Raw genomic sequence first — 26,524 nt, 5'->3', positions numbered from 1 at the left:
GACACCGTCTGCCCAAAGTGAGACATCGCAGCGCTCAAGGAGGCCCTTCCATGACCACCACGCGCTTTGCACCCTCGCCCACGGGCTACCTGCATATCGGCAATCTCAGGCCCGCGCTCATGAATTACCTCATCGCGCGCCGCGCCGGGGGCACCTTCATCCTGCGCATCGACGACACCGATCCCGAGCGGTCCAAGCAGGAATACGTGGATGCGATCCAGCGCGATCTGGAATGGCTGGGGATCGGATGGGACCGGATCGAATACCAGTCGAAACGGCTCGACCGCTACGCCGAGGCCGCCTACAAGATGCGCGGGATGGCGCGGCTCTACGAGGCCTTCGAAACGCCCACAGAGCTCGATCTCAAGCGCAAGAAACAGCTCAACATGGGCAAGCCGCCGGTCTACGACCGCTCGGCACTGGCGCTTAGCGACGCAGAGAAGGACGCGCTGCGCGCAGAGCGGAGCGGGCATTGGCGCTTCAAACTCGATTGGGAGCGCATCACGTGGACCGACGGGATCCTCGGTGATCTCTCCATCGATGCGGCCTCGGTCTCGGACCCGGTGCTCATTCGCGGCGACGGGCAGGTGCTCTATACGCTGGCCTCCGTGGTGGACGACACAGAGATGGGGATCACCCATGTCGTCCGCGGCTCCGACCATGTGACGAACACGGCCACACAGATCCAGATGATCCGCGCGCTGGGCTTCGAGCCGCCGGCATTCGCGCACCATTCGCTCCTGACCGGGGCGCAGGGCGAGGCGCTCTCAAAGCGGCTCGGCACACTGGCGCTGCGCGATCTGCGCGAGGCCGGGGTGGAGCCGCCGGCGCTCCTGTCGCTGATGGCGCGGCTCGGCTCGTCGGACCCGGTGGAGCTGCACGCCTCGCTCGATGACCTCGCGGCGGGCTTCGACCTTTCCAAGTTCGGCAGCGCGCCGACCAAGTTCGACGCGGATGATCTCTATCCGCTCACGGCCCGTTACCTTCATGGCCAGCCCTTCGAGGCGGTGGCCCCGGCCATCGCGCGTGCGGGCGTGCCCACGGACAAGGCGGAGCCCTTCTGGTCGGCCATTCGCGAAAACATCACCACGCTCAACGACCTGGAGGGCTGGTGGGCCCTCCTGCGCGACGGCGCCGAGCCGCTCATCGAAGAGGAGGATCGCGCGTTCATCGTCGAGGCCCTGGCCCTGCTCCCCGAAGAGCGCGGCCCGGAGACCTGGGGCGCCTGGACCGCGGAGGTGAAGGAAAAGACGGGGCGGAAGGGCAAGGGCCTTTTCCAGCCGCTCAGAAAAGCTTTGACAGGACAAAGTCATGGCCCTGACATGGCGGCGGTCCTGCCACTCATGCAGGTGATCCGCGCAAAAGGGTGATCCCATGGCAGAGGCTTCCGCGAAATTCCTGACCGGTAGCCTTTTCCGCCACATCTCGGTGATGTCGTTCACGGCCTCGATCGGGCTTATGGCGATCTTCCTCGTCGATTTCGTGGACATGCTCTTCATCTCCATGCTGGGGAAAGAGGAGCTCGCGGCGGCCATCGGCTATGCTGGCGCGATCCTCTTTTTCACGTCGTCATTCGGGATCGGCATGGCCATCGCCTGCGGCGCGCTCGTGGCGCGCGCGAACGGTGCGGGTGATGAAGAGCTCGCCAAGCAGAAGGCGACCTCGTCGCTCATCTGGGGCGTTGTCTTTGCCTCCGTCTTCGCCGCGCTCGTCTGGATCAACGTGCCGACGCTTGCGCGCCTCGTCGGCGCCTCGGGCGCGACCCTCGAGCTTGCCACCACCTATCTCAGGATCATCGTGCCGTCCCTCCCGCTCCTGATGATCGGGATGATGGGCGGCGCGATCCTGCGGGCCTACGGGGATGCGCGGCGCTCCATGATGGCCACCATCGTGGCGGGCGCCGTCAACGCGGTGCTCGATCCGATCCTGATCTTCGGGCTCGATCTCGAGCTGACCGGCGCGGCCATCGCCTCGGTCTGTTCTCGCGTGGCGCTCGCCGCGGTGGCACTGAGGCCCGTCATCCTCTTTCACCAAGGCCTCGCAAAGCCCACCACGGCCTGCCTTGCGCGCGATCTCAGCCCACTGGCCATCATCGCCTTCCCGGCCATTCTTACGCAGCTCGCGACCCCCGTGGGGCAGGCCTATGTCACGCGCGCCATGGCGGAGTTCGGGGAGGATGCCGTGGCCGGAATGGCGATCATCTCCCGGCTCGTGCCGGTCTCGTTCGGCATTCTTTTCGCGCTGTCCGGCGCAATCGGCCCGATCATCGGGCAGAATTACGGGGCCAAGCAATTCGACCGGGTGGAGCGCGCGCTGAAGGAGGGGCTGCTCTTTGCCGCCCTCGTGGTGGTCGTGGTCGCGGGGCTGCTCTTCCTCGCGCGAGGGCCTATCGCGGATCTCTTCTCTGCGACCGGCGTGGCGCGGGATCTGCTTTTCCTCTTCTGCGGGCCGCTCGCGCTCATGTGGTATTTCAACGGGGTGATCTTCGTCACCAACGCCTCCTTCAACAACCTGGGACACCCGTTCTACTCGACATGGGTGAACTGGGGGCGGCACACGCTCGGCACTATCCCCTTCGTCATCCTCGGCGCGGCATGGCTCGGGGCGGAGGGTGTCTTGATCGGGCAGGCGGTGGGCGGCGCGATCTTTGCCGCGGTGGCCGTGGGGCTCACGCTCGTGGTGCAACGGCGGGCGCGGGCGGAGGCGGTGGATACCTCGCCTCCGGTGGAGCGGCAGATGCGGCTCCTACGTCTTTTCAATCACCGGTATTGAGGCGAGAAGCGCGTCAAAGCGGGAGGTTTCGGCCTGAGTCAGCACTTGGGCGCGCGGATAGATCGGCGCGGCCCGGTCGTCGAGGATGCCACGCTCCCAAGAGGCGGTGGTGGCCATGAAGCGATCTATGCCCGCCGCGCCAAACTCGATGAAATAGCCCTGCAGCACGACGTCCAGATAGCTGCGGAGGATCGGAGCCTGCCCCTCGGTCTTGTTGCGCGCGGGGACGGAATAGACCACGCCGCCCTCGCGCGGCAGCCGGTCATACTGCGCCTCGCGGGCGTCGAGCCCGGGGAGATCCACCTCCGGCACCGCGAAACTCAGCCCCTCGATCTCGGCGTCATGGGGCTCGACGGAGAGGAAGGCCGCGGGCCGCGCCGCGGTCGTCACCCAGACGCGTCGCCAGCCCGAGAGCGTCAGCCGCGTGCCGCCGAAATCCTGCGTGCGGCGGTTCACGAGCGACCCGTAGCCGAAGACTTCCATCAAGCGGGGATCACTCCCGGGCCCGGAGGACTTGCGCTGGTCGCGCGGCGAGCGGGCCGAGGGCGAAGGCGAGGCCGGCCACGAGCGTCGTGACGATGCCTGCCGCGATGATGGCGAGCGCGTTGTCCCAGATCAGGACGTAGTCCGTCTCGAAGATGTAGTGGCTGACGGCCCAGCCGCCGAGTGCGCCCGCGATGAGCGCCACGATGCCTGCGCCGAGGCCGAGGATGGTGGAGCGCCAGGCGAAGCTCCTGAGGATCGCGGCGCGGGATGCGCCCAGCGTCTTCAGGATCGCGGCCTCGTAGGTGCGCGCGCGCTGGCCCGCGGCAGCCGCTCCGATGAGGACGAGAAAGCCCGTGAGCAGCGTCGCCGACGCGCCGTAGGACGTGGCCGCCGCCAGCCCGCCGAGGAGGTCCGCCACGCGGTCGATGGCGTCGCGCACGCGGATCGCCGTGATGTTGGGGTACTGGCTCGCGAGATCGCGCAGGATCGGCGCCTCGGCGGCCTCGCTCGCATAGACCGTGGCGATGTGGGTGTGGGGCGCGCCGGCCAGCGCGCCCGGGTTCATCGAGAGGATGAAGCCGATGCCCGCATTGGAGAAGTCCACCTCCCGGAAGGACGTGATGGTGCCCGTGATATCGCGCCCGAGGATGTTGATCGTCATCTCGTCGCCGAGCTCGAGCCCCATCTCGGCAGCTTCCTCGGCGGCAAAGGAGATCTGGGGCGGCCCGCTGTAATCGGGTTCCCACCACTCGCCCGCCGTCACGCGGGTGTTGCCGGGGACGTCCGTGGAATAGGTCACGCCGCGATCGCCTTCGAGCACCCAATGGTTGCCGGCCACCTCCGCGGCGGGCTGCCCGTTGATGCGGGTGATGATCCCGCGGAGCATGGGCGCGCTGTCCACCCGGCTCACCTCGGGGTCATTATCGAGCCGTTCGCGGAAGCCCTCGAGCTGATCGTTCTGGATGTCGACGAAAAAGTAGGACGGCGCCACATCCGGCAGCTCCCCCGTGATGGCGCCGCGCAGATTGCCGTCGATCTGGCCCACCGCAGCGAGGACAGAGAGGCCGAGCCCGAGGGAGAGAACGACGGAGGCCGCCTCCTCCCGCGGGCCGCCGATGGCCCCGAGCGCAAGGCGGAGTGCCGTGCGCCCGCGCGCGGCGCGGGTGGCCGCCATGCGCTTGGCCGCAAAACGGATGAGGATCGAGGAAAGCGCGAGGACGACAAGCGCGCCCAGGATGCCGCCCGCCGTCCAGAGCGTCAGCCAGACCGTCTCGGAGAAGAAGGCCGCCGTGCCCACCAACGCGGCGGCGAGGATGGCCGTCGCCAAGAGGTAGCGGATGCCCGGAAGGACCGAGCCGCTCGAAAGCGCATCCCGGAAGAGCGCAGCGGGGCGGATCTCTTCCGCGCGCGCGAGGGGCCAGAGCGTGAAGATCAGCGCGGCGAGAAGGCCATAGACCGCGGCCTCGAGGAGCGGGCCGGGATAGATGCCGAAGCTTGCAGGCACCGGTAGCCGGGCCTCTATTATGGGCGCAAAGACGAGGGGCAGCACCGCGCCGAGCACGAGCCCGATGGCAAGACCGATGACGGTGAGGATGCCGATCTGGATGAAGTAGGTCTGGAAGATCACCCGCCGCGATGCGCCGAGCGTCCGGAGCGTGGCGATGACGGAGGTCTTCGTGGCGAGGTAGGCGCGGACTGCCGCGGAGACACCGACGCCCCCCACGGCGAGGCCAGAGAGGCCCACGAGGATGAGGAAGGCGCCGAGGCGGTCCACGAACTCCGAGATCCCCGGCGCGCCGTTGCGCGCGTCTGTCCAGCGAAGGCCGCTTTCGGAAAAGCGGGCCTCGGCTTCTTCTTCGAGAGCGGCGAGATCCGCGCCTTCGGGCAAGTCGAGCCGGTATTTCGAGGAGAAGAGCGTACCTGGCTCGAGCAGGCCCGAATTGGCGAGATCGGTACGGAGCACAAGCGTCCGTGGCCCAAGGCCGAAGCCCCCGGCGGAGCTGTCTGGCTCGTTGAGGATGGTGCCCGCGAGCGTGAAATCCTGCGTGCCGAGGGCAAAGGTATCTCCCACGGCGAGACCCATGCGATCTGCCAGCACCCGCTCCATCACCGCGCCCTGATCAGCAAGCGCGGCATCCAGCGACTGCGCGGGGTCGAGCTCCACGGTGCCAATGAGGGGGTAGGCGCTGTCGACAGCTTTAACCTGCGTGAGGCCCCGCTCCGTCACGCCGTCCACCTCGGCCACCGCGAGGGAGCGGAAATCCACGATCTCCGAGACGGCGAGCGCGCGGTCTTCCATCCAGGCGCGCTCTTCCTCGGTGGCGAAGCGGTAGGTGAATTCGATCTCGGCATCTCCGCCGAGAAGAGCGGAGCCTTCCCGCGCCAATCCGGCCTCGATAGAGGCGCGCACCGAGCCCACGGCGGCGATGGCCGCCACGCCCAGGGCAAGACAGGCCAGAAAGATGCCGAAGCCGTGCAGCCCGGTGCGCAGCTCGCGGCGCGCGAAGGTCAGCGCGAGGCTCATTGCGCCGCTTCCAACGCCTGCTCCGCATCTTCGATACGCCCGTCACGGAGCTGGACCACGCGAGAGCATTTCTCCGCGAGTTCAGGGGAATGCGTGACGAGCACGAGCGTCGCCCCGTGGCGCTCCTGCAGCCCGAAGAGAAGGTCGGTGATCGCCGTCCCGTTGGCGCCATCGAGGTTGCCGGTGGGCTCGTCTGCCAGCAGGATCTCGGGCCGCGGCGCGGCAGCCCGGGCAAGCGCGACCCGCTGCTGCTCCCCGCCCGACATCTGCGCCGGGAAGTGGCCCATCCGGTGCCCGAGGCCCACGGCCGCGAGCTCCGCCTCAGCGCGCTCGAAGGCATCCGTCGCGCCCGAAAGCTCCAGCGGCACCGCGACGTTTTCCAGCGCCGTCATCGTGGGGATCAGGTGGAAGGACTGGAAGACCACCCCCATATGCTCCCTGCGGAAGCGGGCGAGCGCGTCCTCGTTCATCGGGCTGAGATCCTGGCCGAGCGCCTTGATCTGGCCCCCGGTGGCGCGTTCGAGACCGCCCATGACCATGAGGAGCGAAGACTTGCCAGAGCCTGACGGCCCCACCAGCGCCAGCGTCTCTCCCCGGCTCACATCGAGGGTGATGCCATGGAGGATATCGACCATCCCGGCATTGCCCTTGAGCGACAGTGAGACATCGGTGAGCGACAGTACGGGGTCGGACATGGGAGGCTCCTCTACTACGCGCCGATATGGGGTGAATGTGACGATGCGCAACTTTCTGACAGCGGCATTTCTGTGCATCGGCACAGGGGCAGCCGCGCAATCGGTGACGATCGCGGCCCTGGGCGACAGTCTCACCCAGGGCTTCGGGCTCCCGGAGCAGGAGGGCTTCGTGCCGCAGATGGAGGCCTGGCTCGCCGCGCAGGGCGCGGAGGTGGAGCTGATCAATGCGGGCGTCTCCGGGGACACGACGCAGGGCGGGCTGAGCCGCGTGGGCTGGACCCTGACGCCCGAGGTCGACGCGATGATCGTGGCGCTCGGCGGCAACGACCTTCTGCGCGGGATCGACCCGGCGCTGAGCCGCGCCAATATCGAGGGGATCCTGCAGGCCGCAGAGGCGGCCGAGGTGGAGGTGCTGCTCGTGGGCATGGAGGCGCCGGGGAACTACGGGCCGGACTACAAAGCGGCCTTCGATGCGCTCTATCCCGAGCTGGCGGAGGCCTATGGCACCGTCTTCTACCCGAGCTTCTTCGCCGCCTTCGACGGGCAGGCGGACGTGCCCGCCGAGCTGGGAAAGTTCATCCAGGCCGACGGCATCCATCCCTCAGCCGCCGGCGTGACAGAGATCGTGGCGGATATGGGCCCCGCGGTGCTCGAGCTCATCGCGACCGTGGAGTAGGCCTTTGCCAGGGCGCCTTTTCCTCACCACGCCCGCCGACGAGATCGCGCGATGGGCGGGAGTGGACAGCGCGCCCGAGCAGGCGCCGCGGCGCAACGTGGCGCCGGGCCAGGAGGTGCTGACGCTCACGGCAGAGGGGGCCCGGATGATGCGCTGGGGCCTCATTCCGCAGGGCCGCAAGAATGCGCGGGGGCGGCCGGTGATGGAAGTCCTCGTGAATGCGCGCTCCGAGACCGTCTTCGACAAAAGCGCCTACGAGGGCGTGCACCGCGCACTGGTGCCTGCCGATGGCTGGTACGAATGGACCGGCGAGGCGCGCAAGAAGCAGGCTTGGCGCATCCGCGCCGCGCAAGGCACGCCTCTGGCCTTCGCGGCGATCTACGATGTCTGGTCGGCGCCGGGCGGGCTTAGCGTGCCCCAGGTGGCGACAATCACCTGCCCGCCGAACGGCGATGTCCGCGACGTTCATCACCGGATGGGCGTGATCCTCTTCCCGCACCAATTCGTGGCCTGGCTCGGCGCCGATCAAGACGCGGCGGCGGCGCTCATGGCCCCGCTGCCGGACGGATCCCTGCATGTCGAGAAGGCCAACGATGTCGATTGGGAGGCGCCGTGAACAGCGTCCGACCGCGACGGCGGATGGTGCGTTAGCCGTGTCCTAACGCGTGCGCTGACCCGTGGCGCGCTGGAACGCGCGGCGGGCCCAGGCGCGCACGACGAGCTGCGCGGCGCAGAGGAGGGTCAGGGTCAAAACGCTGACACCGGTGGTCACCATGGCACAGGCCTTTCTCGAAACGGCCCCCAAGCCTGTGGATAACTCTCCCAGAGATGTGTTTCAGTTTCATGAAGATCCCGCGCCGAGGGCCGCGCGCGGGGCCGCGCTCAGTGGGTCTCGTAGGCCAGGAGTTCCGCGTAGGTGTAGGAGGCTGCCACCGGCCCGGCATCGCCGGGCACGAAGCGCGGGTCTTGCGGGAGGCATCCCAGCCCGCAGAGCTGGCGCACCACCATGTCGGTCGTATCGACGTACCAGAGCCGCCCGCCGGGGGTGGCCACGAAGCCGTCGATGCCCTCGTCCTCGTCTGCCTCGATATCGGAAACCGATGGAACTTCAGCGGCATAGGCGGTGTCAAAGCGGCCATGAGTGTGGTAGCTCAGCACCATGACGAGCCCGTCCTCGGGCCCGTCATAGAGGCAGCTGTCGCGATCCCCGCGGGTGGCGGGCGTGGCCACGAGAGCGCCCGCTTCGTCATAGGCGAGATACCCGCAGAATTCCCGATCCTGCGCAAAGGACGGCGCCTGAAGCGCGCCCAGAGTGGCCTTCGCGAGCGCTACCTCCTCGGCGGACTGCGCCTCTACGAGCGGCGCGGCGAGGGTGAGGGTCAGAGTGGCGAGGATACGGTAACTCATGGCGGCCACCATGCAGCTTGGCACACCGTTAAGAAAGCCCCGAACGGGGCGGAGTGGCGCAGCCAGAACCTGTATGGTTTGCGTATGGCCGCGCGTCTGGGGCTGTGCGCGTTGACGAGAAACCGCTTGGAGGGGCGGGGGTTGAACCCTTGGTGACCATGATGCGGCGCGCATAGGGGCATGTCCGCTTATCTCCGTCTGCGCCTAACAGGTGCCCGCGTGTTCTTCACCGTCTGCCTCGCCCATCGCGGATCGTCGCTGCTGGTGGACGAGGTGGACGTGCTGCGACAGGCGGTGGCGGCGGTGAGGGCGGCGCATCCGTTAGAGATCCTGGCTTGGGTCGTGTTGCCCGATCATATGCACGCGGTGTGGCGGCTGCCGGAGGGAGACCGCGCCCATGGCCAGCGATGGGGCGCGATCAAATCGACGTTTTCGCGCGGGGTGTTGCGTCGGCACGGGTGGCCGAAGCGGAAGGTGGACATCGACGCCGATGGTGCGATCCAGCCCCGTAGGCCGGGCTTCAGCCCGGCACCCGATGCCGATCACCACGCCGACCTTCCGCGCATGTGGACGGGGCGGAACGCCGGGCTGAAGCCCGGCCTACGGCGTGGGAAGAGAGAGCTCGGCATCTGGCAACGCCGCTTCTGGGAGCATCACATCCGCGATGAGGCATCGCTCGCCGCTCATATCCGGTATTGCTGGGGCAACCCGGTCAAGCACGGCCTCGTCGCGTGGGCGATGGAATGGCCCCATTCGTCGATCCATCGCGATGTGCGGGCGGGACGGGTCGAGGCGGAGTGGTGCGGCGCCGTGCCGGAGATGGAGGCCGGAGAGCCGTAGGGTGACAGTTAGGCACCATAATAGCTGTGAATATGACGGGCGCAGTAAGAGCTCATTGGCGGCACAGATTGTGTAAGGTTACATTGCACTGTAACGCCTCCCTTGAACGTAGCATCAAATGTTCCATATATGTTCTTGATATGACCGTGGCAAACACCAGACTGGCTAGGCGCACTGCTGAGGAGTTATTGGACGACTACGCCATCCAACGTCCCCCCGTTGATCCTACCGAGATCGCGGAGGAGGAAGATATTGAGGTGGTGTTCGCTACCTTCAGCACGAAACTGGCCGACGTGTCCGGGTTCTACGATGCCGAGGAGCGCGCGATTTACGTAAACGAGGCCGAGCATCCTAACCGTCAGAGGTTCACCTTAGCTCATGAACTCGGGCATCATTTTCTACATCGTGAGTGGGCTGCATCAAGCGAATACCAAGTGCTTCTTAGATCGGCGCCAGCATATTATGATCGCCACGAAGTTGAGGCAAATGAGTTCGCCGGAAATCTATTGATGCCGAAGTTCTTGCTCGACGAATTTCGTCACCTTCCAATCCCTACGATGGCGAAGTTGTTCGCTGTGTCGGTTCCTGCAATGAAGTATCGGCTGCAAAAAGCATATGGCGATTGATCGCGAACAAGCAAAAGCCGGAATTACTAACAAGCAAGGCCAAGATCCCGAGCTCAATCAAGCACTGTCAGAAAGCAAAAAGCTTGAATTGGAGCTGGCAAAAGAAAATAACAGCCACAATAGGGCCTTAGCTAGAGATAAACAGGGACTGCTTGGCTGGGTTTTCGGCGATGTATCCGCGAGCTCCTCTGCCGCACTTATTGTAATCCTTTGTGGGTTGGCGCTGGCCGCGTTTTCTTTCTTTAAGGTTCAGGACCTCGGCGGCTTAACTGAGGCGAATGCACCTGAAGCGATTGACTTTTGGGAACGACAAATCGAAAGATCCTTTGCGCTGGTGATCGCCGCGCTTGCTTACGTTTTCGGCAGAAGTTCAGCAGGAGAATAGACTACCTCACAAACTTCTTGTGCTTGATTCGCTTCGGCTCCAGCGCATCCGCTCCCAGCCGCCGCTTTTTGTCTTCCTCGTAATCCTCGAAGTTGCCTTCGAACCATTCCACGTGGGCTTCGCCTTCGAAGGCCAGGATATGCGTGCAGATGCGGTCTAGGAAGAAGCGGTCGTGGCTGATGACGACGGCGCAGCCGGCGAAGTCGACGAGGGCGTCTTCCAAAGCTCGCAACGTTTCGACGTCTAGGTCGTTGGTGGGTTCGTCCAAAAGAAGCACGTTGCCGCCGGAGCGGAGCAGTTTGGCCATGTGGACGCGGTTGCGTTCGCCGCCCGACAGCATACCGACTTTCTTCTGCTGATCGCCGCCCTTGAAGTTGAAGGCGGAGCAGTAGGCGCGGGAATTCATTTCCGCGTCGCCCAGCTGGATGATGTCGAGGCCGTCGGCGATCTCCTCCCAGACGGTCTTGCCCGCGTCGAGGGCGTCGCGGGACTGGTCGACATAGGCGAGGTCCACCGTGTCGCCGTAGGTGACGGCGCCCGCGTCGGGCGCTTCCTGGCCGGTGAGCATCTTGAAGAGCGTGGATTTACCCGCGCCGTTCGGGCCGATGACGCCGACGATGCCGCCCGGGGGGAGTGCGAAGGTCAGGTCCTCGATGAGGAGCTTGTCGCCCATGGCCTTCTTCAGCCCCTCCACCTCGATCACCTTGCCGCCGAGGCGTGGACCGTTCGGGATGATGATCTGCGCGCGGGAGAGCTTCTCACGCTCGGATTGGTTTGCGAGTTCGTTGTAGCGGTCGATGCGGGCCTTTTGCTTGGATTGCCGGGCCTTCTGCCCCTGGCGCATCCATTCGAGTTCGCGCTCGAGCGTCTTCTGCTTCGAGCGATCCTCCTTGGCCTCCTGCTCGAGGCGCTTGGCCTTCTGCTCGAGCCAGGCTGAGTAATTGCCCTCGTAAGGGATGCCGCGGCCGCGGTCGAGCTCGAGGATCCAGCCGGTAATGTCGTCGAGGAAGTAGCGGTCGTGGGTGACGACGAGGATCGTGCCGGGATAGGCGATGAGGTGCTGCTGGAGCCAGGCGATCGTTTCGGCGTCGAGGTGGTTCGTTGGCTCGTCGAGGAGGAGCATTTCGGGCGCTTCGAGGAGGAGCTTGCAGAGGGCGACACGGCGCGCCTCGCCGCCCGAGAGGTGCTCGGGCATGGCGTCGTCGGGCGGGCAGCGGAGCGCCTCCATGGAGATGTCGATCTGGGCGTCGAGGTCCCAGAGGTTCTGGCTGTCGATCTCGTCCTGGAGCTGGGCCATCTCGTCGGCGGTCTCGTCGGAATAGTTCATCGCGAGCTCGTTGAAGCGGTCGAGCTTTGCCTTCTTGTCGGCCACGCCTTCCATGACGTTCTCGCGGACCGTCTTTGCCGGGTCGAGCTGCGGCTCCTGGGGGAGGTAGCCCACGCGCGCGCCCTCGGCGGCCCAGGCCTCGCCGGAGAAATCCTTGTCGAGGCCGGCCATGATCTTGAGGAGCGTCGATTTACCCGCGCCGTTCACGCCCACGACGCCGATCTTGACGCCCGGCAGAAAGCTCAGGCGGATGTTCTCGAACGTCTTCTTGCCGCCCGAATAGGTCTTCGAGACGCCGTCCATGCGGTAGACGTACTGATAGGCTGCCATGGGTTTCTCCTACGCTCCGCGTGCCGCCCGTGATCTAGCCAGAAGGGCCGGGGAGGGCAATGCGAGGTGGGCCGCCGCGGGCCGCTGGCTTCATTGTGATTTTGGCGCCGGGGCAGGGCGGCATAGCGTGATGCTATGCGTGCCTCGTCTCTCGCCCTTGTCGCTCTCCTGCTGCCGGCGCCGCTCGCGGCAGAGGAATACACCGCGCCGCGAGATCTCGGCTGCGTGCCCCATGCCGAGCTCGACACCGAGATCACCCCGCCGGAGCTCGCGCGGGTGGTGCGGGCCTGCATCCATGCCGGGGTCTACGAGAATGCCTTCGCGGTGTGGCTGAGCTTCAATTCCTACGCCCTCTACGACCAGCAGCGGGTGAAGGACGAAAGCGCGCACATGGTGCTGCAGGATCTCTATTCGTGGACCTTCGCAGGCTATTCGCGCGACATCATGGACGAGGTGAAGGCCGCCGCCGATCTCTTCCGCGACCCCGAGAGCCGTTACTTCCTGGAGGCCTGCGCGGCCATGGTGGAAACCGGGCAGCCGACCTACCGGCCGACTTACATGATCGCCACGGGGATGTGGCCGCTCAAGAACCCGGAGGACTGGCGCACCGTGCCCTTCGACGGCGATGCCGCCTGGCGGAAAGCGCTGAGCGAGATCAACAGCTGCCCGGCCTTCTGAACCTGGGCGAAAGGCCTTCCACCGGCCCGCGGCGTCACGCGCCCGGTTCGAGCCAGATCTCCAGCGTGCCCGGTCGCGCGCTCAGTCCCAGCGCCGAGAAATCGCGCACGGGGACCTCGCTCCGCCGCAGGAGGCGCGCGAGATCTGCGCCTAGGGCCGTGGCGAGGCTCGCATCGCCTTCGTGGTAGTAGCGGATCTGCGTTTCACTCACCCGGACATCGACCACCTCGACGTTCTTCGCGGCATTGGGCCAGCCGCCGGCCTGAAGCCCTTCCGCCAAGGAGGCGCCGCCGCCAGAGGCCGCGTCACCGGCGAAGACATGGGTGAAGACCCGGGCGGGGGAGCGGTCCACGTCGCTTAGAAGAACACGCTCCGTACCGGTCGCCGAAAGCCGCACGGCCACACTGTCGGGCAGCGGCACCGGCCGGATCTCGCGCGCGGGGGCCTCTGACACGATGATCGGCGCTTCCACCACGTCCTCCTCAGCGGATTGCGGCTGCACGCTTTCGCCCCCGTTCGATACTGAGGAGGGCGCGCGCGAGGGGGCCGAGACAGGGGGGCGCGGCCGGGGAGGCAAAGCGCTCGACGGCCTTCGCGGCACGGGCGTCGGGCGCACGACGGCCACGCGCGTCGTGGAGGTGAGCCGCGCTTCGCATTGTTCGCGGGTCTCCGAGAACATGGTCGACCAGCAGGGCAGGGGCGGCGCAATCCCCGTGCCCTTGCGGCCGAGCATGGCATCGAGGCCGAGACCGAGGACGACCACGACCCCGGCGATCACGAGCCAGGCCAAGAAGGTCTGCATCGTGTCATTGCGGAAGATCGCGGCAATGAGGGTCGTGGCCACGCCGAGGGCCACGATGGTCATACCGAGCGGCACGAGGTTGCCGACATTGCCCCAACTGAGCGCGATGGCGGCGGCGGCAAGGATGCCAAGCCCGGCGAGGACGATGTTCCCCAGCGCCGGGTTGACGTGCAAAAGCTTCGAAAAGGCCTGGAACGGCGACATGGGGGACCTGCTGAATGACATTCTGAAATGCCTGCAATGTGCCATCCAATGAGATTCGTTGGAACCCTTTGGACAGCCCTGCGGTTGCACCACATGGCCAAAGATACAGCTAGCACGGTAAATCAGCACCCCGCCGGGGGCACCGCGAAGTCCGATGTCGAGGAGGCTTCGAGCCTCGCGCCCAAGCTCATCTACGAGGTGATCCGGCGCGACGGGGAGGAGGAGCTCCAGCGCCCCAACCGCTCTCTCATGTGGTCCGGCATCGCCGCGGGCATCATGATTTCCTTCTCCGTGGTGGGGGAAGCGGTGCTGCGGGCCTCGCTGCCGGACGCGCCCTGGCGCTACCTCGTGGAGAACCTCGGCTACTCGCTGGGCTTCATGCTCGTGATCCTCGGGCGCATGCAGCTCTTCACCGAGAATACGATCACGACCGTGCTCCCTGTTCTGCAGAAGCGCACGCTGGGCTGTTTCCTCCAGATGATGCGGCTCTGGGCCATCGTGCTTGGCGCCAATGTCGTGGGCGCGTTCCTCATCGCCACGTTCTATGCCCACACCGTGGCGCTGCCCGCCGATGTCGTCGCCGTCATGGGCGATCTCTCGCGGCACGCGATGGGCATCAATGGCTGGGACGGCTTCGTGCGCGCGATCCCGGCGGGCATCCTCGTGGCCGCGCTGGTCTGGATGCTGCCGCAGGCGCGGTTTTCCTCTTTCTTCGTGATCCTCGTCTTCACGTGGCTCATCGCGGCGGGCGACTTTGCCCATATCGTCGCGGGGTCGGTGGAGATGGCCTTTCTCGCGGTGCAGGGAGAGCTCGGCCTCGGCGGCGCTTTGAGCTTTTTCGGACCTGTCTTTGCGGGCAATGTCGTGGGCGGGACGGTGATCTTCGCGCTGATGGCTTGGGGCCAGGTGATGGACGAGGTCGAACCGTCCGAGAGCTGACGGTAAGCGGGGAGCGGTGGGGGCCATGGTCGAGCTGCGCGAGATGATGGCGCGCCATGGCGGCGCGGGCAAAGTGGCTTGGATCGGCCTGCGCCCCGCTCGGCGCGCGGACATGGAGATCGTAACCGAGGCGGAAATCGACGCGAACGGTCTCCTCGGAGACCGCGCCAAGGCGGGCAAGCGCGCCGTCACCCTCATCCAGGCTGAGCACCTGCCCGTGATTGCGGCCCTCGCGCGGCGCGCGGTGTGCCCTGAGATGCTGCGCCGCAATATCGTCGTCTCCGGCATCAATCTCGCCGCGCTTCGGAAGGGGCAGGTGCGGCTCGGGACGGCGCTGCTCGAGGTGTCCGGGCCCTGCCCACCCTGCTCACGGATGGAAGAGACGCTCGGCCATGGCGGCTACAGCGCCGTGCGCGGCCATGGCGGCATGTATGCCAGCGTGCTCGCGCCGGGGGTGGTCAGCCTGGGCGACACGGTCACACCCGCATGAGGCGCACTGCCGTGAGCGATTTCCCGCTCAGATTGAAATTTGGGCACTGTCTTTCCCTGCACTGCCCTTAGCATCTCTCCGCGATTTCAGTGCCCCGGGCCCGCGCGCGCTGCGGCGGGCTTCGGGTGGATTGCAGCGAAAGGAGTTTCAGATGGCATTTTTCGGATTGCTCTGCCTCGGCCTCTTCGTCGGCGGCATCATCGGCATGGGCTTTGTGGAGGACAGCGCGTCGCCGGTCACCGACGCAGACGGCAAGATCGTGGATCCGGGCGGGCTGCGCCCGCAGGGCATGGCCTCCTCCGGCAAGGCGGTGAAAAGCCTGCTGGGGGCCGCCATCGGCGGCGGCCTTGGCGCCTTCATCCAGTTGGTAGAAGCCCCCATCGGTGAGGCGGTTTTTGCCTACCCGGTGGGGCTGCTCCTCGGCTTCATCTGGCCCTTCGTGAAGGGCTCCTGGTGCCTCGTGCGCGATGCGGGCGGGCTCAAGGGCATCAAGGATCATCCGGTGGCTGCGCTGCATGTGGGCTCGATCCTCTTCGTCTCTGCGGCGACGCTCCTGCTCGTCATCGTCCCCAATGTGCGGGAGCTCATCATGGGCACGCCCGCCTTGGGTTGAAACCGTGTTGAGTGCGGACTGAGCCAGCCGGGAGGGCGCTTGTGGTCCCGCGCCGGGGCGGATTAGGTGCGCTCCATGACGTTTCGATCACATGGGCGGCCCACGGCGCGCGCGGGGCAGTGCATCGGTCTCCTTGGCGGGTCTTTCGACCCGGCCCATGGCGGACACGTGCACATCACCAAGCAAGCCTTGCGGCGCTTCGGGCTCGACGCGGTCTGGTGGCTCGTGACCCCCGGCAATCCCCTAAAGGCCCGCGGGCCCGCAAAGCTTGCGGCGCGAATGGCCGAGGCGGAGCGCCTGATGGATCATCCCCGCGTAACCGTCACGGGCATCGAGGCCGACCTTGGCACTCGTTACACCGCCGAGACGCTCGACGCGCTGCTCAGGCTCTATCCGGGCGTCCGCTTCACCTGGCTCATGGGGGCTGACAACCTCGCGCAGTTTCACCGCTGGCAGGATTGGGAGGCCATCCTCAACACCGTGCGCGTCGGCGTCATCGCCCGCCCGGGGGAACGCACCGGCGCGCGTGTCTCGCCCGCGGCGCGGCTCTACCGTCGCGCGCGGCTGCCGGGGCGTTACGCGCAGCTCCTCGCGCGCTCGGAGGCACCTGCCTGGTGCTTTATCAATGTGCCCATGGACGCCGCTTCATCGAGCGCCATCCGGGCCGCCGGCGACTGGGGCCGCGGCAGCGGGGCGCAGGAGGAGCGTGGCGAAGCCTGAGGCCACGACGATGGCCATGCCCGCGAGCGCCAGCGCATCGGGCAGCGTCCCGAAGACGGCCCAGCCGAGCACTGTGGCCGCCACGATCTGGAAATAGACGAAAGGCGCGAGGCGCGTGGAATGCGCGAGGCTAAAGGCCACGATGAGGAGGAGATTGCCCAGCATCGAGCCCAGCGAGGAGCCCGTCGTCATCGCCAGCGTCCAGCCGTCGAGCGAGGGCATGTTGGCGAGGCCGAGCGGCGCGGTGAGCACGGCGGCGATGGCCAGCTGCGAGAAGAGGAGCGTCAGCGGCGGGGCGGCGTCCACGAGCCATTTCGAGGCGGTCAGGAAGCTCCCGTAGAACGTCCCTGCGAGCAGCGCGAAGAGGAGCCCCGCGCGCATGTCGGGGCCGGGCTGCACCACCATCAGCACGCCCAAGAACCCGACAAGGAGCAGGAGCGTGCGCGGCAGGCTCGCAGGCTCCTTCAAAAGCCATGCCGACAGCGTGTAGGCCACGATGGGCCCGATGAAGAAAGCGCCGAAGACATTGGCCAGTGGTTCGGTCGCGAGCGCGTTGAGGATCGAGCTGATCGCGCAAGCGATGAGCGTGGCGCGGAACCAGATGCGCCAATCCTTGAACACCGCGTAGTCGCGCCGGGGGATGAAGGGCACGAGGATCAGCGCCGCGATGGCAAACCGCGTGAAGGCCACGAAGGCGGGCGCAACGCCCTCCTCGGTCAGCAATTTCCCGAATGTGTCGCCCAGGGGGATCAGCGCCATCCCCACGAGCATGATGATCACAGCGCGTCCCATGGGAGGGCGGCTAGCAGCTTTGCAACAGGAGCGGAAGTTCGCCGGGAATTTACTGGTCTGAGAGGTCTGCTTTGCTAGGCTCCGCGCCATGACACATCGCTTCACACGGCGCGCGGCCCTTGCGGGGCTTTTGGGCGGGCTCGCGGCCCCCGCGCTCGCCACGGCCCCGCTCACCTCCCTACGCCCCATCGCGCGCCCGGGCACCCGCCCGCCACCGGCGGCCGCGGAAATCGTGGCCCGCGCAAATCTCGGCGGGCTCACGAGCTTTCACGCCGCGCGCGCCGATGGCACGCCGCTCGAGGACATGTGGGGCGACAGGGCCATGCCGCCCGCTTCCGTGGCCAAGGCGGTCACCGCGCTTTACGCGCTCGATGCGCTGGGTCCGTCCTACCGCTTTGCCACCGTCCTCATGGGCACCGGGCCCATCGTGGAGGGCGTGCTGCAGGGCGATCTCATCCTGAAGGGCACGGGCGACCCGATCTTTGACAGCGACGCGCTCGGCACCCTCGCGGGGACCTTGCGAGACGCGGGCGTCACCGCGATCACCGGGGGCTTTTTCGTCGATGACCGGGGGCTGCCCACGGTGCAGCAGGTCGATCCCGGCCAGCCGACGCAGGCGGGCTACAACCCCGCGATCTCCGGGCTCAATCTCAATTACAACCGCGTCCATTTCGAGTGGAAGAAGGACGGCAGCGACTACGAGCTCACCATGGATGCCCGCGCGGGCCGCTTCGTGCCCGAGGTTCGCATGGCGCGGATGCGCGCCGTGGCCGATGCCTACCCGGTCTATACCCACGAACTGGGCGAGGAAGTGGAGGAATGGACGGTGGCGCGGCGGGCGCTCGGCAATGGCGGCGCGCGCTGGCTGCCGGTGCGGCGCCCGGCGGTCTATGCAGGCGATGTCTTCCGCACCATCGCCGAGTTCATAGGGATCACGCTGCCGGAGGCGCAGGCCGAGACCCAACCGTTGCGCGGCACGGTGCTCGCCTCCCACACCTCGCCCAACCTCAAGGGGCTCTGCGGCGGGATGCTGAAATACTCCACCAATCTCACCGCCGAGGTGCTCGGGCTGCGGGCGTCTCAAGCGCTGGGCGCGGCGCCCGGCGGGCTCGCGGCCTCTGCCGCGCGGATGAATGACTGGGCCGCCGCGCGCTACGGCACGCCCATGGGCCTCGTAGATCATTCGGGGCTCGGCGACGCCTCCCGCGTGAGCTGCCGCGCGCTCACCGGGATGCTGGGGCAGGCCGACGGGCTCGCACCGATCCTGAAATCGATCAACGTCAAGAACAGCCGGGGCGAGACCGTGCCCGCGCCCGGCTACGGCATCAAGGCCAAGACCGGCACGCTGAACTTCGTGAGCGCGCTCGCGGGTTACGTGCTGGCGCCGGGGCGGGAGCCCATCACCTTCGCCATCGTCTCCGCCGATCTGGACCGCCGCGCAGCGATCCCGCCGCAGGACCGCGACCGGCCGCAGGGCTCGCGCAGCTACGCGCGGCGCGCGCGGCTCATGCAGCAGGGGCTCGTGGCGCGCTGGGCGTCGCTCGTGGCTGAGGCCTGACGCCTCAGGCGGTGGCGGTTTTCAGCGTGCGAAAGCGCGCCCGGGCGCCCCGCTCGATAGCCGCGGCATCGAGGCGGTCGAGCTCGAACTGGTCGCGCACCTCCTGCAGGAAGGCGAGCTCGGACTGGCCCAGCATCCCGTCGGCGGCGGCCACGTCGCAGGAGAGCGCATAGGCGGTGTCGTAGAACCGCTCCGGCAGGTTGTCCTTCACGAGGCCGAAGAACGCATCGAGCCCGTCCTCCTCCTGCAGGAAGTCGAAGACGAGCTGCGCGATCTGGTTGATCCGGTCGGTGTCGTAATTCCCGAAGATCGGCAGGTGGTTCACGATCATCTGGATCGTGACGAGCTCGGAGGTGCGCACCTCCTCGTCGGAGGCCGACGTGGCGATCATCGTGGCCACGAGGCAGTCCTGCGGCGTGAGCGGAGTGGGGGTGTCGGACATGGACCTGCCTTTTCTGGGTCTTGAGCTTCTAGGCGATTTATGGCCCATACGCGCGCGCAGCAAAAGGCTGCCTGAGAGAGGTTTGGGCGATGGCCGGTTTGAGAGACGCAGCGATGACATCGAAGGCGTGGCCTTTCGAGGAGGCGCGGCGGATCCTGAAGCGCTACGAGGCGGCGCCGCCCGAGAAGGGCTACGTGCTCTTCGAGACGGGCTACGGCCCCTCGGGCCTGCCCCATATCGGCACCTTCGGAGAAGTGGCGCGGACGACGATGATCCGCCGCGCCTTCGAGGTGATCTCGGACATTCCGACGAAGCTCATCTGCTTCTCCGATGATCTCGACGGGATGCGGAAGGTGCCGGGCAACGTGCCCAATCCCGAGGCGCTCGAGCCCGCGCTGCAGATGCCGCTCACCAAGGTGCCGGACCCGTTCGGCACCCATGAGAGCTTCGGCCACCACAACAACGCCATGCTGCGCCGCTTCCTCGATACCTTTTGGTTCGAGTACGAGTTCTATTCGGCCACGGAGTTTTACGGGTCGGGCCAGTTCGACGAGGTGCTCCTGCGCGCCTGTGAGCGCTACGACGCTATCATGAAGGTGATGCTCAAGAGCCTCCGCGAGGAGCGCCAGCAGACTTATTCCATCTTCCTGCCCATGCACCCGGAGACGGGCCGCGTGCTCTATGTGCCGATGAAGCACGTGGACGCGAAGGAGGGCACCGTCACCTTCGACGACGAAGAGGGCCGCGAATGGACGGTGCCGGTGACGGGCGGCAACGTGAAATTCCAGTGGAAGCCGGATTTCGGTGCTCGGTGGGCCGCGCTCGGCGTGGATTTCGAGATGTACGGCAAGGATCACAGCACCAACACGCCGATCTACGACCGCATCTGCGAGATCCTCGGCGGCAAGAAGCCCGAGCATTTCACCTACGAGCTTTTCCTCGACGATAAGGGGCAGAAGATCTCGAAGTCATCAGGGAACGGCATCTCGATCGACGAGTGGCTCACCTACGCCGCCGACACGTCGCTCAGCTACTTCATGTACCAGAAGCCCAAAACGGCGAAGCGGCTTTATTTCGACGTCATTCCGCGCGCGGTGGACGAGTATCACCAGCAGTTGCGCGCCTATGCCGATCAGGACGCGGCGGCGCGGATGAACAATCCGGTCTTTCACATCCATGGGCACAACGTGCCGGCCTCCACGATGGTGGTGCCGTTTGGGATGCTTTTGAATGTGGCGAGCGTCTCCAACGCCGAGGACGCCGAGACGATGTGGGGCTTCATCCGCCAATACGCGCCGGACGCTTCGCCCGAGGCGAACCCCGACCTCGATCAGGCGGCGGGCTTCGCGGTGCGTTATTTCCATGATTTCGTGAAGCCCACGCAGGTTTGCCGCGCGCCGATGGAGGCCGAGGCGGAGGCGCTCCGACAGCTGTCGGCAGCCTATCAGGACAGCGCGCTGGCGCTGGACCTCATCGCGAAGAAGCAGGAAATCAAGGGCCAGGACGAGCCCATGCCGGAGGCTGATTTCACCGATGGCGAGTTCCTGCAGTCGGTGGCCATCGCCGTGGGCACCGTGCAGGGCTACGGCAACCTGCGCGACTGGTTCAAGGTGCTCTACGAGGTGCTGCTGGGCACCAGCCAAGGCCCGCGCATCGGGTCGTTCGCGAAGCTCTACGGGCTCGAGAACACCGTGGCGCTCATCGACAAGGGCGCGACGGGGGCACTGGCTGAAACTTCCTGATGCGTTGACCCGTGACTTCCCCGGATTAGGCTCTTTGGCCTTGAGAGGAGTTTCACGATGGCACGCATCTTTGGAATAATCTTGCTGGTGGTGGGTCTGGCCGGGCCGGTGGCGGCGCAAAACGACGGCATCCGCGCCACGATCGACGGGCAGATGGAGGCCTTCCGCGCCGACGATTTCGCGCAGGCGTTCAGCTATGCCGCGCCCAATATCAAGCGGATGTTCGGAGATAGCGAGCGCTTCGGCCTCATGGTGCGCAATGGGTACCCAATGGTCTGGAAGAACACCGATGTGCGGTATCTGGAGCTACGCGAGATCGGCGGAAACCTCTGGCAGATGGTGCAAATCGAGGATGACCAGGGTCAGTTCCACTACCTCGATTATCTCATGATCGAGACGGCGGAAGGCTGGCAGATCGGGGCGGTGCAGTTCCTGCCTGAGCCCGGCATCGGGGCATAGGCCGCGGACGGATACTCACGCTATAGGCGGGCGCGCACCTTCTCGCTTGTGAGTTCCCTGAGGCACTTGCGGCCGACCTTTTGCACCTGCTTGTCCGTTCCTTCCGAGAGCTTTTGGGAGAGGGCGACGGCGGCTTTGTGCAACGCGGCGTTCTTCTTGCCGATGGCACGGAGGGCCATGTCCACAGCTTTCGACACGAGCGGGCGGGGGTCTGCCGCGGCGGCCTCGATGAGGGGAAAGGTGCCGGTGAAGGCCGCGTCTGGCGCGCCCTTATCGTGCCTGGTCAGGGACCAGATGAGCGCGAAAGCGGTGCGCTTGACGAATTCCTCCTCCTGCGCGGCGTAGGCCGGGACCCGCTCCCAGCGCGGCGGGGCCTTGGCGAAGAGCGTGAAGCAGCAGGTGTCGCAGATCGCCCAATTGTCGAAATCCGCAGTCCACGCGTCCATGAGCGCGGCGTCGGTCTCTTTGGGGTCCGCGACGTGGGCCGCGATGATGCGCGCCTCGTAGGTCCTTTCCGACCAGAGCGCGCGGGCGAGGCGGTGATCGCGGCCCCAGAGCTTGGCCTGTTTCTTGAGCGCACCCATGGGAATGCCAAGCGCATGTTCGGTGGGGATATTGTAGCGCGCGAGGCTCGCGCGGTGGTCCTCGGAGGCCTCCGCGCGCAGCCAGCGCATCACGTCCTCGGGCGTCGTCACTTGGCCTGCATGCGATCGACCATCTTCAGCACCGAGCGGCGGGGCAGGAGCGGGATGATCCAGCCTAGCATGAAGCCCAGCACCTTCTCGTTGATGGAGACGAGTTCTCCCGCGCGCATGGCGTTGTAGCCGATGCGGGCCACGTTCTGGGGCGTGTCGCCCTTCTGCTTGACGAGGTTCGTGCCCTCGAGGTCGGCCACCTTCGCGAATTCCGTTTCCACGTAGCCCGGCGCGAGTACGGTGCAGGTTACGCCCTTGGGGCGGAGCTCCTGGTCCACGGCCTGGGAGAAGCTGTTCACGAAGGCCTTTGTGGCGAAGTAGACCGCCTGGCGGGGGCCGGGCATGAAGCCTGCGGTGGAGCCCACGTTGAGGATTTTGCCGCGGCCGCGCGCGGCCATCTGACCCCCGAAATGGTGGGTCAGGGCCACGAGGCTCTGCACGTTGAGCTCGATCATGGCGCGCTCGGCGCTGGCCTCGCGCTCCACGTGGAGGCCAGAGCCGCCGAGGCCCGCATTGTTGATGAGGATGTCGATCTCCACGCCGAGCTTGTCGACATCGGCCATGAGCTTCTCGGTGCCCTTTTGCGTGGCGAGGTCGGCCGTGAGTACGTGGACGCTCACGCCGTGGGCCTCCTCGAGCTCTGATTTCAGTGCCTCGAGCGCCTCGGTGCGGCGGGCCACGATGACGAGGTCGCCCCCTTTGCGCGCGTGCAGGCGCGCGAATTCCGCGCCGATCCCCACGGAGGCTCCGGTGATGAGGGCTGTGTTGGGCATGACGTGGGCCTTTCCTGGCTTGGGGAGAGTTCGGGGCCAAGTCTAACCTCCGCGCGGGCGCGGGTCACGGGGCGAACGGGCTTTGGGCAAGACCCCACCGTCACGGTGCGCCAAGCGCGCGTTAACCCCGTCGTCCTACCCCTTTTCCCGCTGCGGCACCGCGCTGGCGCCCGGCACATTCTGACACGCGACAATCGAGAGCCCGAGCCGCCCCGCGCGGCCCCGGCGCGAAAGGGGCATCCATGAACAAGGCGATCACCGAGGGTATCATCTTCCAGCCGCCGGCATTTGCAGACGGGCTCGACGTGTGGTCGAGCGGGGACGGCACACCGGGCTCCGACACCTATGACAACGCCGCGAACGCGGCCTTCGTGCCGGCCGACCAGGATTTCGGCGGCGCGCTGGAGATCCTGAAGAACGCCGGCACCACCAAGATCCGCTATACCGGCGAGACGCCGATCCTGCCGGGCTGCTACCTGCAGATCCGCGCGCGAGTGAAATGCATCTCGGGCTCCTTCCCCTCGGTGCGGATCGCCGCCTTCGCTGGCGCGGCGGGGGGCGCGAACCTCGCGGGCGTCGTAGAGACGGGGCCCGCCACCACGCTCAGCGCCTATGGCGAGGTCGTGGAGGTGAGTGCCATCGTGGGCACGGGCGCAAGGGGCGGCGTGGACATGCCTTGGGGGCGCGAGGCGCTCTACGCCCATGTGGGCCTCGATTTCACCGGCGCCAATGGCGGGGTGCTCCGCGTGGATGACATCGAGGTGGAGGATGTCACGGGCGTCTTCGCGGCGGAGAACCTCGGCGCCGTGAACGTCGTCGATTTCGGCGCGGTGGGTGACGCCACGACCGACAACGTCGCGGCCTTCGAGGCCGCCGATGCCGCGGCGCAGGGCCGCGAGGTCTTCGTGCCCGCGGGCATCTATCGCCTCGGCGGGGACATGACCTTCGAAAACCGCGTGCGCTTCGAGGGGACGGTGACGATGCCCGATGAGGCCAAGTTCCTCCTCCTGAAGAACTATGACCTCGCCAATTACCAGGATGCCTTCGGCGACGAGGTGCTGGCGTTCAAGAAAGCCTTCCAGGTGCTCATGGATTTCTCCGATCACGAGAGCCTCGATATGAATGGGCGCCGCATCCGGCTCACCGAGCCGCTGGACATGCAGGCCGCCGTGGCCAACCGCACGAGCTTCGAATCCCGACGGCTGGTCCGCAACGGGCAGATCCAGCTCGATCCCTCGCCTGCCTGGGAGCCCGACGTGGTGGTGGCGCAGGCGAGCTACAGCACCGCGAACCCGATGACGCTCACCAACGTGGCCAACGTGGCCAACATCGCTGTGGGCTCCCTCGTCGAGGGGGTGGGCGTGGGCCGCGAGATCTACGTCACCGCGCGCAACGTCGCCGCGCAGACGCTCACGCTCACCCAGGCGCTCTATGGCGGCGCGGGGACACAGAACTTCACCTTCACGCGCTTCAAGTACGCCTTCGATTTCAGTGGCTTCGACCGGCTTTCCCAGTTCACGCTCGATTCCATCGATTTCCAGTGCGGCGGCTTTGCGAGCGCGATCATGCTGGCCCGCGACGGCTCGATCTTCCACGTGAAGGACTGCTTCATCACCCGGCCCAAGCAGCGCGGGATCACGAGCCCCGGGCGCGGCTGCCAGGGCATGATGATCGACCGCTGCAACTGGTTTTCCGAGGATGCGCCGCTGCCGACGAGCGCGCGGACGACCGTGGGCTTCAATGCCAATGCCAACGATGTCAAGGTCCGCGACAACCGCGTGGTGCGCTTCAAGCACTTCGCCATCATCGGGGGTGGGGGCTCGGCCTTCACCGGCAACCACTGGTTCCAGGATGACGCGGTCACCGACGGCGTGCGCAGCGCGGGCGTGATCTTTGCCCATACCAACGTGAAGGCCTTCATCACCGGCAACTACCTCGACAACAGTTTCGTGGAATGGACGAACGAGTACGAGGCGGACCCTGATTTCGCCAACCAGCTCCCCTTCGGCGGTCTCACCATCACCGGCAACATCTTCACCGCCAACGACGTGGCGCCATGGTTCAACTTCATCGTCATGAAGCCCTACGGCGAGGGCTTCTACATCAAGGGGCTGTCGGTCATCGGCAATGTCTTCAAGGCGCTCAACGGGGCCATCGACAGGATCGACGGCGTCGATACCTCCTTTGCCGATCTCGATTACGGGATCATGCGCAACATCACCTTCGAGGCCAACAGCTTCGACGGGATCAACACGATCACGATGAACCCGCTGAAGAAGACTTTCGATCAGAACACGCCCGAAGTGTTCTGGAACGTGGAATGCGCGCCCAACCTGCCCTTTGGCGGGCGCGTGCGTCACGTGGAGGGGATCGTGCCGGTGGGCTCGATCAACAATGCCGCGGGTATCCGCGTGACGGACTTCCCCTTCGTCTCGCTCCAGCAGGGGCCCAATGGCAGCCAAGCCCGGATCACCTGGCCCGAGGCCGCCGAAGGCCGCATCCTGATCACCGCGCGGATGGATCGACCGGACTAACGGTCTCCGCTGGCAGGTGAGGCGCCGCCGGGAGCTTTTCCCGGCGGCGCTTTATTCTTTGGGGAGGTCGGTCGGCGCGATCTTGTAGGCCTTGCCGAAGCCGCCATTGAGAAGCCCGCCCGTCACCTCGAACTCGTAGAGCCCGAAATCGGTGAAGTCGTAATAGAGCTTCGTCTTGGGCCGCGCAGCGATGTAGCGCTCCCGCCAGGCGGCCTTGTCGCGTAGGACCGCGCGGGCATCGAGCGAGAGCCTCGGATGCGTGAGCGGGTCGCCCTTCTGGCCCGGTGTGCCCACCATGAGCCCGCAGGCCGGGTTGGCAGCGAGGGCCGCGGTGTGCGTCGAGAGCGTGGAGATGATCGTAAGCGCCGCGCCCTCGAGCCATGTGAAGCCGATCCGCGTCACCTGCGGCGTGCCGGTCTCGGGGTCGATAACCGCGAGCGCGGCGTGCTCGGCCTGCAGGAGGGCCGCCATCATCTCCCGGGCTTCGTCATCAAGCGGGCGGAACGGATCTGTCTTCTCACCCATGGCGGGAGGGTGCCCTTTTGCGCGTGGGTGTCAAGCGGTGGCGCGGCTCCTCAGGCTTCACACGGCCGGGGCCGGTTGGCAGGCCTCGAGCGCGCGCGCGGGCTCGGCTGCCCCCGCGAGCGAGAAGCGCTCCTCGACATCGCCCAGCCGCGCGATCGCACCGGGTGCCCCGGCCATCCCGTCGATTACGTTGCCAAAGCCCCGGTCAGCCACGGTGAGCGCGCGGCCCTCCTCGCTCAGGATCTGCCGGTTGGTGGAGATCGTCATGCCGCCCTCGAAGGTGATCGAGAAAATGCCGCCCACGGGCCAAGGCTCCGTACGGCGCAGCGTGATCGTGAAGAGGGGCGTGGCGGGATCGTGGGTCAGCACCACTTCGAGCGGGGGCTCGGCATGGGTCAGCGTGCACGGCGCGCCTGCGGTGAAATCCCAGGCGGCGGCGGGCAGGGCGGAGGCGAGGAGCAGAAGGACAGGACGCATGGGCTGACAAATA

28 protein-coding genes are annotated in these 26,524 nt (G+C 66.5%); 16 read left to right on the top strand and 12 right to left on the bottom strand.

The window, feature by feature from the left end:
- The first annotated feature begins 50 nt into the window (after positions 1 to 50).
- On the top strand, positions 51 to 1,370 hold the full coding sequence (gltX, locus tag AAFM92_09210) for a glutamate--tRNA ligase (protein ID MEL7300546.1): 1,320 nt from the start codon (positions 51 to 53) through the stop codon (positions 1,368 to 1,370).
- Between the two features lie 4 nt (positions 1,371 to 1,374).
- On the top strand, positions 1,375 to 2,772 hold the full coding sequence (locus AAFM92_09205) for an MATE family efflux transporter (protein ID MEL7300545.1): 1,398 nt from the start codon (positions 1,375 to 1,377) through the stop codon (positions 2,770 to 2,772).
- Here the strand turns inward: AAFM92_09205 and AAFM92_09200 are convergent.
- Genes AAFM92_09200 through AAFM92_09190 form a run of 3 tightly spaced genes read right to left on the bottom strand, consistent with a single transcriptional unit; the run spans position 2,746 to position 6,477 of the window.
- Positions 2,746 to 3,255, bottom strand: a complete 510-nt coding sequence (locus tag AAFM92_09200; GenBank protein MEL7300544.1) for a gamma-glutamylcyclotransferase family protein — start codon at positions 3,253 to 3,255, stop codon at positions 2,746 to 2,748. The two genes, AAFM92_09205 and AAFM92_09200, sit on opposite strands and share 27 nt — an antisense overlap.
- Positions 3,256 to 3,265: 10 nt before the next feature.
- Positions 3,266 to 5,782: an FtsX-like permease family protein gene (locus AAFM92_09195; GenBank protein ID MEL7300543.1), complete on the bottom strand. Its 2,517-nt coding sequence runs from the start codon at positions 5,780 to 5,782 to the stop codon at positions 3,266 to 3,268.
- Positions 5,779 to 6,477 (bottom strand): ATP-binding cassette domain-containing protein, encoded by a 699-nt coding sequence (locus AAFM92_09190; GenBank protein ID MEL7300542.1) that lies wholly within the window; start codon positions 6,475 to 6,477, stop codon positions 5,779 to 5,781. Before AAFM92_09190 ends, AAFM92_09195 begins: the two co-directional genes overlap by 4 nt.
- Positions 6,478 to 6,520: 43 nt before the next feature.
- On the opposite strand from AAFM92_09190, the gene AAFM92_09185 reads away from it, so the two are divergent.
- Together AAFM92_09185 and AAFM92_09180 are read left to right on the top strand one after the other, a co-directional pair.
- Positions 6,521 to 7,153 carry an arylesterase gene (locus AAFM92_09185; GenBank protein ID MEL7300541.1) on the top strand — a complete coding sequence of 211 codons (633 nt, stop codon included), beginning with the start codon at positions 6,521 to 6,523 and terminating at the stop codon, positions 7,151 to 7,153.
- Positions 7,154 to 7,157: 4 nt separating this feature from the next.
- The gene (locus AAFM92_09180; GenBank protein ID MEL7300540.1) at positions 7,158 to 7,769 is read left to right on the top strand and encodes an SOS response-associated peptidase; all 612 of its coding nucleotides are present in this window, start codon (positions 7,158 to 7,160) and stop codon (positions 7,767 to 7,769) included.
- Positions 7,770 to 8,035: 266 nt separating this feature from the next.
- Here the strand turns inward: AAFM92_09180 and AAFM92_09175 are convergent, their stop codons facing one another.
- Positions 8,036 to 8,560: a DUF4329 domain-containing protein gene (locus AAFM92_09175; protein ID MEL7300539.1), complete on the bottom strand. Its 525-nt coding sequence runs from the start codon at positions 8,558 to 8,560 to the stop codon at positions 8,036 to 8,038.
- A 180-nt stretch (positions 8,561 to 8,740) separates the two neighbouring features.
- Here AAFM92_09175 and AAFM92_09170 point away from each other — a divergent pair, with 180 nt between their 5' ends.
- From AAFM92_09170 to AAFM92_09160, 3 genes are all read left to right on the top strand, one after another.
- Positions 8,741 to 9,400 (top strand): transposase, encoded by a 660-nt coding sequence (locus AAFM92_09170; GenBank protein MEL7300538.1) that lies wholly within the window; start codon positions 8,741 to 8,743, stop codon positions 9,398 to 9,400.
- 188 nt (positions 9,401 to 9,588) lie between these two features.
- Positions 9,589 to 10,026, top strand: a complete 438-nt coding sequence (locus AAFM92_09165; protein MEL7300537.1) for an ImmA/IrrE family metallo-endopeptidase — start codon at positions 9,589 to 9,591, stop codon at positions 10,024 to 10,026.
- Positions 10,016 to 10,411, top strand: a complete 396-nt coding sequence (locus tag AAFM92_09160; protein MEL7300536.1) for a hypothetical protein — start codon at positions 10,016 to 10,018, stop codon at positions 10,409 to 10,411. Before AAFM92_09165 ends, AAFM92_09160 begins: the two co-directional genes overlap by 11 nt.
- A gap of 1 nt (position 10,412) precedes the next feature.
- Here AAFM92_09160 and ettA read toward each other — a convergent pair whose 3' ends face one another.
- Entirely contained in the window at positions 10,413 to 12,068 is a 1,656-nt protein-coding gene (ettA, locus tag AAFM92_09155; protein MEL7300535.1) for an energy-dependent translational throttle protein EttA, read from the bottom strand.
- Between the two features lie 135 nt (positions 12,069 to 12,203).
- On the opposite strand from ettA, the gene AAFM92_09150 reads away from it, so the two are divergent.
- The gene (locus AAFM92_09150; protein MEL7300534.1) at positions 12,204 to 12,746 is read left to right on the top strand and encodes a hypothetical protein; all 543 of its coding nucleotides are present in this window, start codon (positions 12,204 to 12,206) and stop codon (positions 12,744 to 12,746) included.
- A 34-nt stretch (positions 12,747 to 12,780) separates the two neighbouring features.
- On the opposite strand, the gene AAFM92_09145 is transcribed toward AAFM92_09150, so the two are convergent.
- Positions 12,781 to 13,752, bottom strand: a complete 972-nt coding sequence (locus AAFM92_09145; protein ID MEL7300533.1) for a hypothetical protein — start codon at positions 13,750 to 13,752, stop codon at positions 12,781 to 12,783.
- Between the two features lie 93 nt (positions 13,753 to 13,845).
- Between AAFM92_09145 and AAFM92_09140 the strand changes: the two genes are divergently transcribed.
- The 4 genes from AAFM92_09140 to AAFM92_09125 all read left to right on the top strand — a co-directional run bounded on the left by AAFM92_09140 (position 13,846) and on the right by AAFM92_09125 (position 16,514).
- Positions 13,846 to 14,691: a formate/nitrite transporter family protein gene (locus AAFM92_09140; protein ID MEL7300532.1), complete on the top strand. Its 846-nt coding sequence runs from the start codon at positions 13,846 to 13,848 to the stop codon at positions 14,689 to 14,691.
- 25 nt (positions 14,692 to 14,716) lie between these two features.
- A complete protein-coding gene (locus AAFM92_09135; GenBank protein MEL7300531.1) occupies positions 14,717 to 15,181 on the top strand; it encodes an MOSC domain-containing protein in 465 nt (154 codons plus the stop codon).
- Between the two features lie 151 nt (positions 15,182 to 15,332).
- Positions 15,333 to 15,794 carry a hypothetical protein gene (locus AAFM92_09130; protein ID MEL7300530.1) on the top strand — a complete coding sequence of 154 codons (462 nt, stop codon included), beginning with the start codon at positions 15,333 to 15,335 and terminating at the stop codon, positions 15,792 to 15,794.
- 75 nt (positions 15,795 to 15,869) lie between these two features.
- On the top strand, positions 15,870 to 16,514 hold the full coding sequence (locus AAFM92_09125; protein ID MEL7300529.1) for a nicotinate-nucleotide adenylyltransferase: 645 nt from the start codon (positions 15,870 to 15,872) through the stop codon (positions 16,512 to 16,514).
- Here the strand turns inward: AAFM92_09125 and AAFM92_09120 are convergent.
- Positions 16,440 to 17,306, bottom strand: a complete 867-nt coding sequence (locus AAFM92_09120; protein ID MEL7300528.1) for a DMT family transporter — start codon at positions 17,304 to 17,306, stop codon at positions 16,440 to 16,442. The two genes, AAFM92_09125 and AAFM92_09120, sit on opposite strands and share 75 nt — an antisense overlap.
- Before the next feature lie 88 nt (positions 17,307 to 17,394).
- Here AAFM92_09120 and dacB point away from each other — a divergent pair, with 88 nt between their 5' ends.
- Positions 17,395 to 18,864 carry a D-alanyl-D-alanine carboxypeptidase/D-alanyl-D-alanine-endopeptidase gene (gene dacB, locus AAFM92_09115; protein MEL7300527.1) on the top strand — a complete coding sequence of 490 codons (1,470 nt, stop codon included), beginning with the start codon at positions 17,395 to 17,397 and terminating at the stop codon, positions 18,862 to 18,864.
- A 4-nt stretch (positions 18,865 to 18,868) separates the two neighbouring features.
- Here the strand turns inward: dacB and AAFM92_09110 are convergent, their stop codons facing one another.
- Positions 18,869 to 19,306, bottom strand: coding sequence for a tellurite resistance TerB family protein (locus tag AAFM92_09110; protein MEL7300526.1), 438 nt, complete (start codon positions 19,304 to 19,306; stop codon positions 18,869 to 18,871).
- A gap of 89 nt (positions 19,307 to 19,395) precedes the next feature.
- On the opposite strand from AAFM92_09110, the gene AAFM92_09105 reads away from it, so the two are divergent.
- Positions 19,396 to 21,048: a lysine--tRNA ligase gene (locus AAFM92_09105; protein ID MEL7300525.1), complete on the top strand. Its 1,653-nt coding sequence runs from the start codon at positions 19,396 to 19,398 to the stop codon at positions 21,046 to 21,048.
- 57 nt (positions 21,049 to 21,105) lie between these two features.
- Positions 21,106 to 21,507 carry a DUF4864 domain-containing protein gene (locus AAFM92_09100; protein MEL7300524.1) on the top strand — a complete coding sequence of 134 codons (402 nt, stop codon included), beginning with the start codon at positions 21,106 to 21,108 and terminating at the stop codon, positions 21,505 to 21,507.
- Positions 21,508 to 21,527: 20 nt separating this feature from the next.
- Here AAFM92_09100 and AAFM92_09095 read toward each other — a convergent pair whose 3' ends face one another.
- Entirely contained in the window at positions 21,528 to 22,202 is a 675-nt protein-coding gene (locus tag AAFM92_09095) for a DNA alkylation repair protein (protein ID MEL7300523.1), read from the bottom strand.
- Complete coding sequence (locus tag AAFM92_09090; protein ID MEL7300522.1) at positions 22,199 to 22,975, bottom strand: SDR family oxidoreductase; 777 nt, start codon at positions 22,973 to 22,975, stop codon at positions 22,199 to 22,201. Before AAFM92_09090 ends, AAFM92_09095 begins: the two co-directional genes overlap by 4 nt.
- 242 nt (positions 22,976 to 23,217) lie before the next feature.
- Here AAFM92_09090 and AAFM92_09085 point away from each other — a divergent pair, with 242 nt between their 5' ends.
- On the top strand, positions 23,218 to 25,509 hold the full coding sequence (locus AAFM92_09085) for a glycosyl hydrolase family 28-related protein (GenBank protein ID MEL7300521.1): 2,292 nt from the start codon (positions 23,218 to 23,220) through the stop codon (positions 25,507 to 25,509).
- Between the two features lie 51 nt (positions 25,510 to 25,560).
- Here AAFM92_09085 and AAFM92_09080 read toward each other — a convergent pair whose 3' ends face one another.
- Positions 25,561 to 26,034 carry a pyridoxamine 5'-phosphate oxidase family protein gene (locus tag AAFM92_09080; protein ID MEL7300520.1) on the bottom strand — a complete coding sequence of 158 codons (474 nt, stop codon included), beginning with the start codon at positions 26,032 to 26,034 and terminating at the stop codon, positions 25,561 to 25,563.
- A gap of 57 nt (positions 26,035 to 26,091) precedes the next feature.
- Positions 26,092 to 26,511, bottom strand: a complete 420-nt coding sequence (locus AAFM92_09075; GenBank protein ID MEL7300519.1) for a hypothetical protein — start codon at positions 26,509 to 26,511, stop codon at positions 26,092 to 26,094.
- Positions 26,512 to 26,524 lie beyond the last annotated feature (13 nt).

This window comes from Pseudomonadota bacterium (assembly GCA_038533575.1).
Taxonomy (GTDB): domain Bacteria; phylum Pseudomonadota; class Alphaproteobacteria; order Rhodobacterales; family Rhodobacteraceae; genus Shimia_B.
This window is presented reverse-complemented; position numbering and strand designations above follow the sequence as displayed.